This window comes from Exiguobacterium sp. EF_C8 (genome assembly GCF_054956715.1).
On the sequence record NZ_CM143264.1, the window covers coordinates 464,236 to 480,000 of the forward strand.

Below are 15,765 nucleotides of genomic sequence, written 5' to 3' on the forward strand. Positions count from 1 at the left end.
GCCTCTTTTCGATGACGAAAAGAGGCGCTTTTTCGTGTATCACACAGGGGGAACTGAGATGACATACAAAGCATTTACAGAACAGGACGCGATCGAACGGGTCCGCTCACTAGGACTGATCGGCGACGGAGCCGTCGAAGCAGAAGAGATTGGCGACGGCAATCTCAACCTTGTCTTTCGAATTCGAGAAGGTGAACATCGATTGATTCTAAAACAAGCACTCCCGTACGCGAAAGTCGTCGGTGAGAGCTGGCCACTATCACTCGAGCGGGCGTGGATCGAGCAATCCGCACTCCGTGAATTCGCCCGGCATGCCGTGCCGTTCGTACCGCGTGTTTTTCATGCTAGTCACGACGAGGCGTATACGGTCATGGAAGATCTTTCACATCTGACAATCGTTCGAAGCGGTTTACTCGCAGGTGAACAGTATCCGTTGCTTGCGGAACATATTGGTTCTTATCTCGCTCGGACTTTATTCCATACATCGGACTTTGCGCTTGGTCCGGTTGAAAAAAAACGTGTCGCCCGAACGTACTACAATCCGGACTTGTGCGACATCACGGAAAAATTAATCTTCACGGATCCGTTCCATGACGCGGAGACGAACGAGATTGAAGCCGGGCTTGAAGAAGAGGTGGCACGTCTATGGGCGGACGATGAGTTGAAACGCGAAGTCGCAAAACTCGAAGCGCTTTTCATCACGAAAGGAGATGCGTTGCTACACGGCGATCTACATACAGGAAGCATCTTTGCTTCGGCAACGGAAACGAAAGTCATCGATCCAGAATTCGCCTTTTATGGTCCATTCGGATTTGATGTCGGACAGTTCATCGCCCACTTATTCTTTGCAGCATACCCGGATTATTCAGCACTTCGTGATGCCCGGATTCGCGACATCGATACGTTCTGGCTGACGTTCGCTTCGACGTTCCGCGCCTTATGGGAACGCGAAGCCGTCGAACCATTCCGGACATCGGGACTCGTCGACGATGTACTGAGCACGATCTTGCAGGATGCCCTTGGCTTTGCCGGTTGCGAACTGATTCGTCGGACGATCGGACTCGCACCAGTCGCTGATTTAGAAACGATTAGTTCTATGACGGAACGACTAGAACGAAAACAACATGCTTTACGTTTAGGATCGGCGTTAATCAAACGTCGGACCGAATGCCGGACATTTGATGATTTACGAAACTTCGACGTAACGGAGGAACTTAGCCGATGAGTACATTCGTTCAAAGTATTCGTTATGAAGATCGTGTCTTGACGATTCTCGATCAGACACGTCTACCGCAGGAAGAACACTATGAAGTCATTACCGATCTTGCACAAGCGGTCGAAGCGATTAAACAACTGCGCGTCCGAGGGGCGCCTGCGATCAGTTTATTTGGCGGATTCGTACTCGTTCAAGAGGCGTACCGGTTTGAAGCAGAACTGTCGATCTATAAGCAGACTTTGCTTGAGACATCAGCGACGTTACTCGCGACACGACCGACGGCTGTTAACTTACGAAATGTCCTTGATCAATTGAATCCAATCATTCAAGACGGGACGTCGGTAGAAGAGATCCGCGAACGGCTCGAGCAGCGGACGATTGCCTTATACGATCAGGATGCGCAGACGTCACGTCAAATCGGGATTCATGCACTTGAATTGTTCCAGTCAGGTAACCGGATCCTAACGATCTGTAATGCTGGATCGATTGCGACCGCTGCTTATGGAACAGCACTTGCGCCGTTCTATATCGCAAAAGAACGCGGCATTGAATTATCTGTTTTTGCGAGTGAGACGCGACCATTACTGCAGGGAGCACGACTGACGACATGGGAGCTACAACGTGCCGGCATCGATGTCACGCTAATTACAGATAACATGGTCGCCCATACGCTGAAAGAAAAACAGATCGATGCAATCATCGTCGGGGCGGACCGGATTACACGCAACGGAGATACGGCGAATAAGATCGGAACGTTCCAACTAGCATTACTCGCTCAAGCTTTCGGTATCCCGTTTTACGTCGCAGCACCGCTCTCGACGTTTGATTTCTCACTTGTTTCCGGAGACGCGATCGAAATTGAAGAACGTGATCCGCAGGAAGTGACGACTGTCCAAGGTGTTGCGACAGCACCAGAAGGAGTTACTGTCTTCAACCCGGCCTTTGATGTCACACCACACACCTTAATCACGGGCATCATCACCGAACTTGGTGTCATCACGCAACCGAATGAAGAAACGATTGAACAATTAACAGGGCTTCAACCCCTCGGATAAGGAGATATGTCATGAAAAAACTAGCTTACGCCGTCCTAGCACCGGCACTGTTACTAGCAGCTTGTGCGAATGGAGAAGCCACGACGAAAGTCGTCAAGGATGTACCAAAAGGAGTTCAATCGGACGTCAAGATCGCCGTCATCCGTAACCTCGCATCGGACGACCATACGAAGCAATTCCTTGATGGCGCACGAAGTGAAGGAGAAGCGCTCGGCTTTAAAGTCAGCACGTTCATTTCGGAAGGTAACGATGTCAAGTTCAAGGAACTGGTCGCGCAGGCGATTCAGCAAGATTATGATGGGCTCATCATTTCGCACGGTAAGGAAGACTATGCCTATGACATGATCAAACCAGCAGTCGATAAAGGACTGAAGGTCGTGACGTTCGATACGGTCACGAAGAAAAAAGGGGCATCTCTACAAGACGTGACGGAAACGTTCCAAAACGATCATCAACTTGCGAAGCTATCACTCGATGAAGTGACGAAGGTGACGGACAAAAAGCCGGTCCGTGTCATCAAACTCTGGTTCGGACCAGGTTTTGCCCCGCTCGATCGTCGTCAAGAAATCTATAAGACGTACGAAGCAGACGGCAAAATCAAAACGCTTGAGACGGTTGGACCGACGAACTTCCAAGATGTCCAAGGGGATATCGCGACAAAGATGAATGCCATTCTCGCGAAATACCCGAAAGGAAGCGTTGATGCCGTTTGGGGAGCATGGGACGAAGTCGCAAAAGGCGCTTACAAATCGCTCAAGGATAATAAACGTCAAGAAATCCCATTGATCTCGATCGATGTCTCAAATCAGGACATCAACCTGATGCGTGAGAAAGGCAGCAACTGGGTTTCGACGAGTGCGGTGGATCCGTTCTTGATTGGACAAACGGACATGCGACTACTGGCTAAGAAAATCGCCGGAGAGAAGACGCCGGATAGCTTTGATCTCGATGCGAAACTCGTTGAGCAGAAAGCATTGAAGCAGGACACAACGATGTATAATCTCGATACGATCATCAAAGGTTGGAGTACGTCGGATAAATTCAATGAGCCGTGGATGGACCGGTTGCGTGACGTCCATAAAAAACAATGACGTCTATCAATCATCACCTGGAGATGACTGGGATTTCACTTGCGTTTCCGGGAGTCCAGGCACTCAAGCAAGTCTCCTTTGAGGTGAAGTCTGGTGAAATTCATGCGCTTGTCGGTGCGAATGGTGCCGGTAAGTCGACGCTGATGAAAGTCTTATCCGGAGCGGAAACAGCGGATGAAGGCATCATCCGTCTTGACGGAAAAGAGCTGTCAATTCAATCTCCGCGTGATGCAAAACGAATCGGGATCGATCTCGTCCAACAAGAGGTTGATGTGGCACTTGTCCCGTATTTGACGGTTGCTGAGAATATCTGTCTCGATCTGTTGACGGACGGAACAATGACGGGTTTGGTATCCCAACGCCGTTACATACAGCGTGCAAAAGAAGCGTTAGCGACATTACAGGCGGATATTTCCGTCAAGACACGTGTCGAAGAATTACGTCTTGCTGAAAAGCAACTCGTATTGGTTGCACGCGCCCTCGTTCAAAAACGTCGTTTTTTAATTTTGGATGAACCGACGGCACCTCTCAGTCAGGCGGAAACAAGCCATCTCTTTTCAGTCGTGCGTCGTTTAGCGGAACGAGGACTTGGGATCATTTTCATTTCCCACCGTCTACAAGAATTGTATGACATTTGCGACTCCATCTCGGTCATGCGCGACGGTCAACTCATCTCGCGACATCTTTTGACAGACATCACGAAGGAAGCTGTCGTTGAGCAGATGCTCGGGCGTAAGCTTACGTCTGTCGCGAAAACGTCACGGGTCAATGCGACGAACGTACTGACGGTCGAGAGTGCCACGAATGCGGACGTCCACGACATCTCCATGACGGTTCAAGCAGGGGAAGTCGTTGGTATCGCAGGTCTTGTCGGTGCCGGTAAAACGGAATTATGCAAAGCATTATTCGGTGATCGCCCGTTTCAGGAAGGGGAGGTTCGTATAGGTGGAAAAGCCCATCGCCTTCGCAATCCACAAGCTGCGATTCAAGCGGGAATTGGTCTCGTTCCGGAAGAACGGCGAAAAGAAGGAATTCTTGTTGCCGATTCTGTCGCAGAAAACCTGACAGCAGCGGCAGCTCATGATTTCGTCAACCGCTGGGGGCTGATGGATCGTCGCAAAGAAGCAGATCAGGCATCGCAATGGGTCAAGGAGCTGGGCATTAAAGTGGCAGACGTGAAACAGGAAGTAGGTCAACTATCCGGTGGGAATCAACAAAAAGTCGCCATCGGAAAATGGTTACTGACCGATGTTTCTGTACTCGTCTTGGACGAACCGACAAAAGGTGTTGACGTCGGAGCCAAACAAGATATCTATCGTCTGATTGACGGACTCGCGCAACAACAAAAAGGGATCCTTTACGCGACGAGTGAATGGGATGAACTTTTGACCGTCACGGACCGAATCTACGTCATGTTCGATGGACGGATCGTCCATGAAACGAAGACGGCGGATACATCAGAAGAAACCTTGTTGTGGTATGCGACAGGAGGAGGGCAACGATGAATGAGGCAGTATCAAAACAAACGAACCGAGGGAAGGGTTTACGTCCTGTCCTCGGATTCTTGAACGACTGGGGGATCGTCCTCGCGATCCTTGCCCTCGTCCTGTTTTTTGCGACGACGGCTCCAACATTCCTACAAGGGACGAATTTGATTAATATTTTGCGAAGTATCTCCATCGTGACGATTATCGCGATCGGCTTGACGGTTTCTTTGACGGTCAATGGATTTGATTTATCGGTCGGGTCGACCGCGACGCTTGCGAGTTCTTTCGTCGTCTCGTTCTTCGTCTGGTACAGTCTACCGCTCGGTGTCTCGATTGGTTTAGCACTTCTCTTATCTCTTAGCGTTGCTCTGGTGAACATCTTACTCATCGTCTGGTTTAAGATTCCGGATTTGTTTGCGACGCTTGCAACGATGTTCATCGTCGAAGGTGTCGCAATGACGTATACCGGTGGTGGTTCAATCAGTGCCGGAATGCCGCGCCTGGACGGTACACCAACAGTCGGCACGATTCCGGAGGCTTTCGCGAAAATCAGCCAGGCGCCTTGGATCATCGTCATCATGCTCGTCGTCGTCGCTGTGACACACGTCTTCTTAAGCCATACGCGACACGGTCGTTTTCTCTATATCATCGGTGGGAATCCGGAAGCCGCACGACTGACAGGAATTCGTGTCAACCGCTACCGGGCACTCGCGTATCTGATTGCTGGGTTACTTGCGGCAATCGGTGGGATTTTGCTTGCGTCACAAGTCGGATCGTCGCAAATCAACGCCGGGTCCGGTTACTTGATGCCAGCGGTCGCAGCTGCCTTCATCGGCTCGTCGTTCGCAGGGCAAGGAAAACCGAATGCCCTTGGCACACTCGTCGGGGCTTGTCTCGTCGGGATTCTTGAAAATGGTCTTGTCATGTTGTCTGTTCCATACTATTCGTTGAATATCATCAAAGGGCTGGTCCTTGCGGTCGCACTCGCGACGACCTATGCGCGGTATCGGAAAAAATAATTAAAATTCGACGTTTCATTTATAACATATTCGGTAATATTCAATATATGAAAGGATGGTGATGCACATGAATGATTACCAATGTAGAGGGAACGATCGCATGTCGCTTCTGAAAGAAGAGGATCACCGGACTTGACGAACGTTGTCCATTGACACGGAAGTATTCGTGTTTTACGTGCAACTGCACGGTTCAAGAACGGATCACGGCATGTGTTCGTTCCTGAAACAAATAAGGGGAAACGCTACGGCGTTCCCCCTTTTTCACGTGCTTGAAACTGCTCGTATTTCTTTAAAAGTATAGCGGAATATGAGATGATATAAAAAGTCAGAAAATTCAACTACTACGAGAGCAAGGGGCCTGACAATGCGAACATACACTAAGGAGATTCAAGCGATTATCGACAACGTAGAGAAAGTTATCATCGGTAAGGAAGATGTCATCACACAATCATTGGCAGCATTACTAGCGGGCGGTCACGTCCTATTAGAAGACGTACCGGGAGTCGGGAAGACGATGCTCGTCCGTGCGTTCAGCCGATCGATCGGGTTGACCTTCAAACGTGTTCAGTTCACACCAGACCTACTTCCGTCAGATTTGACGGGTGTATCGATGTATAATCAGAAAACAAGCCAGTTCGAATATAGACCGGGTCCTTTAATGGGAAACATCGTCTTAGCCGATGAGATCAACCGAACATCACCAAAAACTCAATCTGCCTTACTCGAGGGAATGGCGGAAGCGAACGTCACCGTCGATGGTGAGATTCATACGCTTCCGAATCCCTTTTTCGTCATGGCGACACAAAACCCGATTGAACATGAAGGAACGTATCCGTTACCAGAAGCACAACTCGACCGTTTTCTCGTCAAAGTCAAAATGGGTTATCCTGATTTCCAGCAAGAAATGAAGTTGCTCACGCGTTTTGAACGGGATGAACCAATCGAAACACTCGAAGCTGTGATTGGTCGCGAGCAATTGCTCCAGATGAAAGAAGACGTCAAGAACGTCCATGTCTCACAGCCTGTCAAAAAATATATCGTCCATCTCGTTCAAGCGACACGGACGAATGGGTCACTCTACCTCGGCGCGAGTCCTCGTTCTTCGATCGCCTTGATGAAGGTCGCGCAAGCGTGGGCGTACATGGAAGGACGCAGTTTCGTTTTGCCGGATGATGTTAAACATCTCTTGATTCCAGTCCTGTCACACCGCCTGATTTTGACAGCGGATGCGCGTTATCACGGTCAATCGTCGGAACGGATTTTAGAACAGATCAAAAAAGAGGTTGCTGTACCGATCCAACAAGACGTGGAGTCCCTATGACGAAGTGGCAAATTGGTTGGCGTTACGCTGTATTACTTTTGACGACGGCAGCCTTATGGGCATATGCGCGCGTTGATGGCGGAAATGTCGCTTCCTTGCTGTTTTACGTCATGGCTGGTCTGACCGTCTACTGGACGCTCTTCCTCGTTTGGCCCGTCACGCAGGCACTTGCGACGCGCGAAGTATCGAACAAGATGCTCGTTGCTGGAACCGATATCCCGGTTTCCTTACGGGTTCGTCGACGTTTTCCGTTTCTCGTCGGAGCCGTCGAAGTGACGGAGGTGATTCCGAACGAACTCAGTGAAGAAAAACTCGATATCAGCCGTCCACTCCGAGCCCATTACCGGAAGACGGAGCAAATCGATTACACGATACCATCGATTCGTCGAGGGGTGTATCAGATTCCAGGCTGTATCGTCGAAATCACGGATCCATTCGGGTTATTCAAGCGGAAGCGGATGTTTCCGGTCGAGACGTATCTTGCGATTGAACCAGCGCGCCTTGCCGTTCAGCTTCCCCATGAGGAAGACCGTGGCGATGGGGGGATCTCACCGGTGTCACTTGATCTTCGCCAGTCGTCCTTTACCGTCGTCGGGGTCCGGGAATACGTCAGTGGGGATCGGATGAATCAGATTGACTGGAAAGCGACAGCGAAACGCCAAGGGTTGATGACGAAGACGTTCGAACGAGAGCAAGAACGGGAGACGACGATCGTCTTTGATGAGGGAACGGAGGCGGGTGAAGCCTTCGAACGTGTCATCTCGATGCTCGCAGAAACGACGGATCAGTTGAACAAACGACGACTGAGCTATCGGATCCATCTCGTCGGGCATGCCGTTCAATCATTGTCGTTACCACTTGAAGGAGCGAAACTGACGCATTACCTGATGACGGCGCAACCGAGTCGGACGCGGACGTTCATCGAGTCATGGGAATACTCGTCTAAGGCGCTTCGATTGAGCGGGAACGTCCTCTTCATCACACCGGATCTTGAATCGAACAATGAACTATGGATTTCGAAGATTAATCAAGAAGCCACCGTTCATGTCTATACACCAGAACGGAGGGGAGTGCGATGATACGACGATTAATCTGGAACGCCATCGCAGCAGCCCTTTTGACTTGTTTCATGCCACCACTTCTCGAACTGACGACATTCGAGCATCTCTGGTCCTTCTTACCGATGCTGTTCCTGCCTTTACTGTTATCGCATCTCGCACGACGTTACTTCTTACTTGGCAGTCTCGCGGGGCTACTATTGTCGTTCTACTTGATTTTGACACCGGGTTCCGCACCGTGGGGAATTTTTACGGAAATCAGCTCGGATATTCGAAGTGTCATCAATGGTGAATTACCGGGACGACCAGCCTTTGCGCTGTCGATTGGTTTGATCAGTTTCTTGATCGCTTATCTCGCGCGCCGGACGTTCCCGAATCGTGGGTTCGTCTTCGGACTTGCCTTCGGAGTCATCGGGTTCATCGCCTATTGCGATACCTGGACGGATTACTCGGGAGAGACGTTCATTCTTTATCCGATCATCTTGTCTTTGGTATTGCTGTATGCGACGGAGGTCAATGAACGACCGCGTGCTTCCTACGTACGCCCACTGAGCGCATTATTCATCATGGGAGCTGTCATCGTCGCTGCTGTCCAAAGTCCTGTCATCAATGCGACATGGCAAGACAGTTGGTACGATTTGACGTCGGGTCTTGAAGGGGAAGGAGAGCCGACAAATGCGATTCAAAAGGTCGGATACGGTAACAACGATGAGCAACTTGGAGGACCATTCCAGATGGACGACCGAGAAGTCTTCCAAGTCGAAAGTGAAGGAAACCGCTACTGGCGAGTCGAGACGAAAGACATCTATACTGGTAAAGGCTGGGTCTTATCGAAGTCAAACCCTGAAATCGATGGACGTGGTTTTTTCTCGACCTTCGGTACAGAGGTCAAGACCCGCGAAGAGACAGCAACATTTGAAATGGCGCGTGAATTACCATTCGTGCCATATAATGGTGACAATGTACGGGTCGAAGTGAATCAACAACGACAAAATGTGTTGGTTGACCCCGAGAATCAAAAAATTTCGTATCTCGACGAGACGGATCGTCAACGGAACTATCGAATCGACTATTCGTACCCACTCTTTACGGAAGAACAGCTCCAGACAGATGAACCCGTCAATTTATCGGATAGAGAAACAGAACGGTATCTCCAACTGCCGGAAGGTTTACCACAACGAGTTCGTGATTTAGCGGAACAAATCGTCGAGGGTGAGGAGACACCATGGGACAAAGCACGGGCGATTGAAAATTATTTCGAAGAAGAAAACTTTGAATACAATACAGAAGATGTTGCTGTACCGAAAGAAAATCAGGATTACGTCGATCAGTTCCTGTTCGAGACGAAACTCGGATACTGTGATAACTTCTCGACATCAGCCACTGTATTACTTCGGGCAGCTGGGTTACCCGCACGCTGGGTGAAAGGATTCACGGGGGGCGAATCCGACGTCATCGGAGCTGCCGTGACGAGTTATACAGTACGCAATAAAAATGCCCATTCGTGGGTCGAAGTTTACATTGAAGGACCAGGCTGGGTACCGCTTGAACCGACAGTCAGTTTCGATGGAGCAGGACAATACACGATCGATCGGGAAACGAATAACGAGACGGAACAAGCAAATCCGCAACGTGAGACAGAAGATAATACGGAGACAACGACGCCAAATCGTCCTCAAGAAAATCTTCTCGATGAAGAACAGACGACTAGCGCCGGACAGACGGAGCAGAAGTCAATTCCATTTTGGCCAATCTTCCTGACGGCACTTGCTCTCTTGTTCCTCTACTTGTTCCGAAAACCGATTATTCGGACGCTTGCGATTCTCTTCTTCCGGAGACAGATTGAACGACCGGAAGGATTCCGACGGATGTATCGGTATCTCTTGCGGCGTCTTGATAAAAAAGGATTCCATTATCAAGATGGTCGGACGCTTGCGGAACTTGCTCACGAAGTCGATGGGTACTACGAGACGTACGCGATGCGACCGTTGACGGATGCTTACGAGCGGATGGTTTATGGTGGAGAATCATTATCAGTCGAGAAAAAACGTGAATATTTCGAAAATATCATTCGTCATGTAGAGGGTTGATATTTACGAAACGATACAGGTACAATGGGAACAACGTAAATCACACACATGCAATCTCCTTTGTATATACTCGCGAATATGGCGCGAGAGTCTCTACCGGGTCACCTTAAACGACCTGACTATGAAGGAGCAGACCCTTCGTATACATTTTTTTGTGAAGCGGCCTGCTCTTTTTCCATTTTATCCATGGGCGAAGAGTGGGCTTTTTTCATAGGGTACGCATGAAATCAGAAAGGCGGGAACAGATTTGGAAGCACATTTGGACCAGGAAATGATTCTCGTCCTCGATTTTGGAGGACAGTACAATCAATTGATCACACGTCGTATTCGGGACCTTGGTGTCTACAGTGAATTGCATTCGCATAAAATCACTGCAGCTGAAGTAAAAGAAATCGCACCTGCTGGTATCATCTTCTCGGGTGGTCCACGTAGCGTCTACGCGGAGGATGCGTACCGGTGTGACCCGGAAATCTTCGACCTCGGTATTCCAATCTTCGGAATCTGTTACGGCATGCAGCTCATGTCACAACATTTCGGCGGAACAGTGGAACGTGCGGGACATCGTGAATATGGAAAAGCCACATTGACGTTACAAGACCCGTCACCGATGTATGCGAACTTACCGCTAGAACAAACGGTCTGGATGAGTCACAGTGACCTCGTCACATCTGTGCCAAACGGATTCGTCGTTGATGGGACGAACGTGTCATGTCCAATCGCTTCGATCAAGAACGAAGAGTTGAAAATGTATGGTGTGCAGTATCACCCAGAAGTAAACCATACGGTCTTCGGAAAAGAATTGCTCAAGAACTTCCTCTTTGAAGTCTGTAAATGTGCAGGCGACTGGTCAATGGAGAACTTCATCGAAATCGAAGTAGCGAAGATCCAAGAACAAGTCGGCGATAAAAAAGTTCTTTGTGCCCTTTCAGGTGGTGTCGACTCGTCTGTCGTCGCAGCCTTGATCCACAAGGCAATCGGTGATCAATTGACATGTATGTTCGTCGATCACGGTTTACTGCGTAAGGGAGAAGCGGAAAGCGTCATGAAGACATTCGCGGATCACTTCCACATGAACGTCATCAAGATTGATGCTCAGGATCGTTTCCTCGATAAACTCCGTGGTATTTCGGATCCGGAGCAAAAACGTAAAATCATCGGCAACGAGTTCGTCTACGTCTTCGATGAAGAAGCTTCGAAGCTGACGGATATGGACTTCCTTGCCCAAGGTACGCTCTACACGGATATCATTGAGAGTGGTACGGATACGGCACAAACAATCAAATCACACCACAACGTCGGTGGATTGCCAGAAGACATGCAGTTTGAATTGATCGAACCGATCAACACGTTGTTCAAGGATGAAGTCCGTGAACTTGGGAAAGAACTTGGCCTTTCTGATGAAATCGTCTGGCGTCAGCCGTTCCCAGGACCAGGTCTCGGGATTCGTGTCCTTGGTGAAATCACAGATGAGAAACTCGAAATCGTTCGCGAATCTGATTTCATTCTTCGTGATGAGATTAAAAAAGCTGGACTCGAGCGCGAAATCTGGCAGTACTTCACAGTCCTTCCTCCAATCCGTTCGGTTGGTGTCATGGGCGATGAGCGGACATACGACTATGCTGTCGGAATCCGCGCTGTTACGTCAATTGACGGGATGACTTCAGACTGGGCACGGATCCCATGGGACGTGCTTGAGAAGATCTCGGTTCGAATCGTCAACGAAGTCCAGAACGTCAACCGCGTCCTGTACGATGTGACGTCGAAACCACCGTCAACGATTGAGTGGGAATAAGGACTAGACTTGCTGAGAAAATTCGTCTCACGAAGCCTGTCCTACCAATGTGTTAAAGGGGATAGGTGAAATGAAGTCTGTTTCACCTTCAACAATTCGATTTCAAAATGAAGCTCTCTTTTGTTCACATTATTTGTGAATGGAAGTGAGCTTTTTTCGTAACCAATCGCATCGAACTGTTGGATGACATTAGACAAAATCAATTTATTCGAGAGATTCAATTAAGATGTATCGAGATATTTTGTTAGTTTTTACTGGAATATATAATAAATCATTAAACGGATAGGATGCACGCTCTCATAATAGATTGGGCATGAGCTGAAGTCGATCGACTAGATTATGGTTTAGTCATAAATTTGACCATGCTATGATGTGGCTGTGTTTGTTTTTCATATCAATAAAAAATATTATCGTATAATTCCGGGGACAGGGTTTGAAAGACTTTACAGGAACACCGTAATGATTTCTACTATGGCGCACATACAACATCGTACCTTTATTGAAACGGCTTTTACTTCTTAGGTAAGGGTCTTTTCTTGTTGCGTAGCATGACTAAAACGTTTTAAACAGGAAAAATTTTAATAATGAACATGCTCTAGTAAACAGGATCAATACATTCCAAAAAGCCTTCAATAATTAAAAAAGATGTACAAAAAAATCAGGTTTAATCAGAAAAAAAGTAGGGGAAATTCAAACTGTTGGCATATAAGATTGATTTTCAAGAGCTAATTATTATTTTTTGTGGCATTTATTAAAAAGGAGGAAGAGATCATGACGAGAAAAGAAGATACATTTATCCAAGTATTTAATACCCAAGCGGAAGTACTGAGTAAAGTAAACGAATTGAAAGCGCAGGGATATGACGAAAGAGATATGTATGTCGTGGCTCAAGATAAACATTCCTTCTCCATGGTAGAGAATCAGACAAACGTCAATGTAGATACTGCCGGTGAACAAGAGCACCAAGGATTTATGGGGAAATTCATGGCTGCCTTTTCAGACGACTCTTCTACGGAAGCATTCCGCGGAATGGGCTTATCGCATGATGAATCAGAAGAATACCGTCGTCAGGTAGAAAGTGGCAAGCTGGTTTTATATGTAGACAGCGACTATGGCGATTCTTACGAAAAGCATAGTCAAAGCTACAACCAAACTTCTGGAGTAAACGATAATCAATATGATCGCACGGGAGTCGAAGCAAATCGGGCTCACAACGACCATCTCTCTGATAACGGCTCTCTTTCCCGCACAGATCGAGACCAAGGCTACGACAACACTTTAAGTGCAGACCGAAGCCAAGACTATGACGATACTCCAGGGGTCGATCGGTCTGGCGTTACTGAAACGAACAGTGATACAGAAGAAGAACGCCTTCGCCTGCATGAAGAACGGTTAAATGTAGATAAAGAAAGAGTGCAAACAGGGGAGGTAAACGTCAGTAAACACGTAGTCGAAGATCAACAATCGATCGAGGTGCCGGTAGAGAGGGAAGAAGTTTATGTGGAACGACGTAAAGTGGATCATAATGCGTCGGGAACAGATGCTTTTGTAGATGAGAACGACTCCATTCACGTACCGCTTTCAGAAGAAAAGGTAGTAGTATCAAAAGAAGATGTAGTCTCTGAAGAAATTGTTGTTGGAAAACGTAAAGTGCGAGATACAGAAACTGTATCTGAAACGGTACGACGCGAGGAAGCAGATATTGATGAAGGTACGGATACGAGAACGGACGTAGACCGTGACGATCATAAACGACTGTAATGGACCAAACTAAGAGGGAGATGGCGATCAGCTATCTCCTTTTTTACTGCAAATTAAAGACAACTCAAAAATAACGCTTACAAAACCGAACGTTCGGATAAAATAAGTGGTTAAATTTCGTTTTTATGGTTGACCCATGAATTTGACCGTGCTACGATGTGTCTGTTCTTATTTTTCATACCACTAAAAAAACATAAATAATGCCGTATAATTCTGGGGATAGGGCCCGGAAGTCTCTACAGGAACACCGTAAAGGTTCCTACTACGGCGCACATGCAACATCGTGCGCTTATTGAAACGGCTTTTACCGCTTAGGTAAGGGCCGTTTTTCGTTTTCAAGGAGACGGCTTATTTGGAAGGAAGGCAATCATGAGCACACAATTGAAACAGCCACACCAACCGAAAGCAAAAGAAAATGCGATTGCGCGTTTCTTTGATTTCAATGGGCTTGGTACGAACATGCGTACAGAGTTCATCGCCGGCATGACGACGTTCTTCGCGATGGCGTACATCTTATTCGTCAACCCGAACACATTAGCAGAGGCAGGCATGGATGCGGGAGCGGTATTCGGTGCTACAGCGCTCGTCGCAATCATCGGTTCCATCACAATGGGAGTATTTGCGAATTATCCAATTGCGCTTGCACCGGGTATGGGTTTAAACGCCTTCTTCGCATATAGTGTCGTCATTGGCATGGGTATTCCATGGCAAACTGCACTTTCGGGCGTTCTCGTCTCAGGTCTCGTCTTCATGGTATTAACGGCTTCAGGCATTCGTGAAGTGATCATCAATGCGATTCCAGAGCCGTTGAAAATGGCAGTCGCAGCAGGTATCGGTTTGTTCATCGCCTTTATCGGCTTGAAAACAGGTGGTTTAGTTGTTGCCAACGAAGCAACACTTGTTTCGCTCGGTGACCTAAGCAAGGGAACAACACTTCTCGCAGTATTCGGTCTTGTCGTATCAGCTGTCTTGATGACACGCGGTGTCAAAGGCGCGATTTTCTTCGGAATGATTATAACAGCCATTGCCGGAATGATTTTCGGATTAATTCCAGTTCCGACTAGTTTTGGTGAAATCGTTTCAGCACCACCAAGTATTGCACCGACCTTCGGACAGGCATTTCTTCACTTTAATGAAATCTTCACGGTCCAAATGATGATTGTCATCCTGACTTTCTTCTTCGTTGATTTCTTTGATACAGCGGGCACGTTGGTTGCGGTAGCAAACCAAGCGGGTCTAATTAAAGAAAATAAAGTACCACGCGCAGGTCGCGCATTAATCGCTGACTCAACAGCAACCGTAGCCGGTTCGATTCTCGGAACATCGACGACGGTTTCATACGTTGAATCCAGTGCTGGAGTCGCAGCAGGCGGTCGTTCAGGGATGACAGCCATCGTTACAGCATTGTTCTTCGGTCTCGCTTTATTCTTCTCACCGTTACTCGCGATCATCACTGCGCCGGTCACAGCACCCGCATTGATCATCGTCGGTGTATTGATGGCAGCTTCATTGCTGCAAATCGATTGGAAAAAATTCGAGTATGCGGTTCCGGCTTTCTTGACCGTCATCATGATGCCATTAACGTATTCGATCGCAACAGGGATTGCATTCGGTTTCCTCTTCTACCCGGTCACGATGATCGCAAAAGGACGAGCAAAGGACGTACACCCAATCATGTACGTATTATCACTTGGATTCCTCGGTTACTTCATCTGGTTGCACTAATTCAAACTGCGTCTTTCTTCTATATAGAAGAAAGACGTTTTTTTGTTAGGGAGAGGGTAAGGGAGAAGAGAGAGGGTGATTCAGATGTTACAGAAGATTACTGGACCTGTATTCGAGTACTTGGCCGAGAATAAGTTACTTATTCAATTC

The 15,765-nt window shown here is 48.0% G+C and carries 12 protein-coding genes and 3 riboswitches (1 of these 15 only partly in view); all 12 genes read left to right on the top strand.

Annotated elements, in window-relative coordinates:
- Positions 1-58 precede the first annotated feature (58 nt).
- On the top strand, positions 59-1,225 hold the full coding sequence (gene mtnK, locus ACY2IG_RS02540; RefSeq protein WP_056063714.1) for an S-methyl-5-thioribose kinase: 1,167 nt from the start codon (positions 59-61) through the stop codon (positions 1,223-1,225).
- The gene (gene mtnA, locus ACY2IG_RS02545; protein WP_462618337.1) at positions 1,222-2,271 is read left to right on the top strand and encodes an S-methyl-5-thioribose-1-phosphate isomerase; all 1,050 of its coding nucleotides are present in this window, start codon (positions 1,222-1,224) and stop codon (positions 2,269-2,271) included. Before mtnK ends, mtnA begins: the two co-directional genes overlap by 4 nt.
- An 11-nt stretch (positions 2,272-2,282) precedes the next feature.
- Positions 2,283-3,362: a sugar ABC transporter substrate-binding protein gene (locus ACY2IG_RS02550; RefSeq protein ID WP_290747905.1), complete on the top strand. Its 1,080-nt coding sequence runs from the start codon at positions 2,283-2,285 to the stop codon at positions 3,360-3,362.
- Positions 3,359-4,867, top strand: coding sequence for a sugar ABC transporter ATP-binding protein (locus ACY2IG_RS02555; RefSeq protein ID WP_462618338.1), 1,509 nt, complete (start codon positions 3,359-3,361; stop codon positions 4,865-4,867). The genes ACY2IG_RS02550 and ACY2IG_RS02555 overlap by 4 nt, the downstream gene beginning before the upstream one ends.
- Positions 4,864-5,868, top strand: a complete 1,005-nt coding sequence (locus tag ACY2IG_RS02560) for an ABC transporter permease (RefSeq protein WP_462618339.1) — start codon at positions 4,864-4,866, stop codon at positions 5,866-5,868. Before ACY2IG_RS02555 ends, ACY2IG_RS02560 begins: the two co-directional genes overlap by 4 nt.
- A 364-nt stretch (positions 5,869-6,232) precedes the next feature.
- Entirely contained in the window at positions 6,233-7,189 is a 957-nt protein-coding gene (locus ACY2IG_RS02565) for an AAA family ATPase (protein ID WP_035410946.1), read from the top strand.
- Positions 7,186-8,268: a DUF58 domain-containing protein gene (locus ACY2IG_RS02570; protein WP_035410944.1), complete on the top strand. Its 1,083-nt coding sequence runs from the start codon at positions 7,186-7,188 to the stop codon at positions 8,266-8,268. The genes ACY2IG_RS02565 and ACY2IG_RS02570 overlap by 4 nt, the downstream gene beginning before the upstream one ends.
- Positions 8,265-10,337, top strand: coding sequence for a transglutaminase TgpA family protein (locus ACY2IG_RS02575; RefSeq protein WP_462618340.1), 2,073 nt, complete (start codon positions 8,265-8,267; stop codon positions 10,335-10,337). Before ACY2IG_RS02570 ends, ACY2IG_RS02575 begins: the two co-directional genes overlap by 4 nt.
- Positions 10,338-10,377: 40 nt before the next feature.
- A riboswitch (purine riboswitch) is annotated at positions 10,378-10,479 on the top strand.
- Positions 10,480-10,608: 129 nt separating this feature from the next.
- The gene (guaA, locus tag ACY2IG_RS02580; RefSeq protein ID WP_051353615.1) at positions 10,609-12,129 is read left to right on the top strand and encodes a glutamine-hydrolyzing GMP synthase; all 1,521 of its coding nucleotides are present in this window, start codon (positions 10,609-10,611) and stop codon (positions 12,127-12,129) included.
- A gap of 390 nt (positions 12,130-12,519) precedes the next feature.
- Positions 12,520-12,621, top strand: a riboswitch (purine riboswitch).
- 279 nt (positions 12,622-12,900) lie between these two features.
- Positions 12,901-13,890: a DUF2382 domain-containing protein gene (locus ACY2IG_RS02585; RefSeq protein ID WP_056063694.1), complete on the top strand. Its 990-nt coding sequence runs from the start codon at positions 12,901-12,903 to the stop codon at positions 13,888-13,890.
- Positions 13,891-14,073: 183 nt separating this feature from the next.
- Positions 14,074-14,175, top strand: a riboswitch (purine riboswitch).
- A gap of 135 nt (positions 14,176-14,310) precedes the next feature.
- Positions 14,311-15,615: an NCS2 family permease gene (locus ACY2IG_RS02590; RefSeq protein ID WP_035411623.1), complete on the top strand. Its 1,305-nt coding sequence runs from the start codon at positions 14,311-14,313 to the stop codon at positions 15,613-15,615.
- Positions 15,616-15,699: 84 nt separating this feature from the next.
- Positions 15,700-15,765: the 5' end (the start) of a proline dehydrogenase family protein gene (locus ACY2IG_RS02595; RefSeq protein WP_056063692.1), read on the top strand. The gene runs 846 nt beyond the window's last position; 66 of the gene's 912 nt are visible here — the first part of the coding sequence; its start codon is at positions 15,700-15,702; the stop codon falls past the right edge of the window.

Bases quoted from the DNA above. Each gene is read 5' to 3' on its own strand.
- mtnK (WP_056063714.1), top strand. From the start codon at position 59: ATGACATACAAAGCATTTACAGAACAGGACGCGATCGAACGGGTCCGC.
- mtnA (WP_462618337.1), top strand. From the start codon at position 1,222: ATGAGTACATTCGTTCAAAGTATTCGTTATGAAGATCGTGTCTTGACG.
- ACY2IG_RS02550 (WP_290747905.1), top strand. From the start codon at position 2,283: ATGAAAAAACTAGCTTACGCCGTCCTAGCACCGGCACTGTTACTAGCA.
- ACY2IG_RS02555 (WP_462618338.1), top strand. From the start codon at position 3,359: ATGACGTCTATCAATCATCACCTGGAGATGACTGGGATTTCACTTGCG.
- ACY2IG_RS02560 (WP_462618339.1), top strand. From the start codon at position 4,864: ATGAATGAGGCAGTATCAAAACAAACGAACCGAGGGAAGGGTTTACGT.
- ACY2IG_RS02565 (WP_035410946.1), top strand. From the start codon at position 6,233: ATGCGAACATACACTAAGGAGATTCAAGCGATTATCGACAACGTAGAG.
- ACY2IG_RS02570 (WP_035410944.1), top strand. From the start codon at position 7,186: ATGACGAAGTGGCAAATTGGTTGGCGTTACGCTGTATTACTTTTGACG.
- ACY2IG_RS02575 (WP_462618340.1), top strand. From the start codon at position 8,265: ATGATACGACGATTAATCTGGAACGCCATCGCAGCAGCCCTTTTGACT.
- guaA (WP_051353615.1), top strand. From the start codon at position 10,609: ATGATTCTCGTCCTCGATTTTGGAGGACAGTACAATCAATTGATCACA.
- ACY2IG_RS02585 (WP_056063694.1), top strand. From the start codon at position 12,901: ATGACGAGAAAAGAAGATACATTTATCCAAGTATTTAATACCCAAGCG.